Here is a 337-nt window from a genome sequence, read left to right as displayed (position 1 = left end):
CTCGTAGGTGCGCGATGTCGACACGCTGATGCAGATCACCGGATCCTGCGTGAACCGTTCGCGGTACGCGCTCGAAGAAAGGAAGCGCTCGAAGACGCGGCCATGCAGCACGCCGAAGTCGTTCGGCATACCGTTCGGTAGCTTCACACTGAAGTCGTAGTCGCGGATGTACGACGAGAAGTTGTTGCCCACGATTCCGGGCGTCACGGATCCCGTGGTCGTGTCACGGATCGACACGTTCAGTACTTCGATGACGGGAAATGCCTCCTCCAGGAGCAGATCGACCGACACGATGTCGAGCTCGAGCGCATAGCGATCACCCGTCGGGTTGTCCCAC

1 protein-coding gene is annotated in these 337 nt (G+C 59.9%); it reads right to left on the bottom strand.

What is annotated here, in order from left to right; genetic code table 11:
• Positions 1-337, bottom strand: a 337-nt coding sequence (locus tag SB658_RS22640) for a putative oxygenase MesX (protein WP_410602469.1), incomplete at both ends; no start/stop codon positions are given.

It is taken from the genome of Bacillus sp. SIMBA_008 (assembly GCF_046535495.1).
In the GTDB taxonomy this organism is placed as follows: domain Bacteria; phylum Bacillota; class Bacilli; order Bacillales; family Bacillaceae; genus Bacillus; species Bacillus subtilis.
Note: the sequence above shows the minus strand (reverse complement) of the source record. Positions and strands in the feature narration are given on the sequence as shown.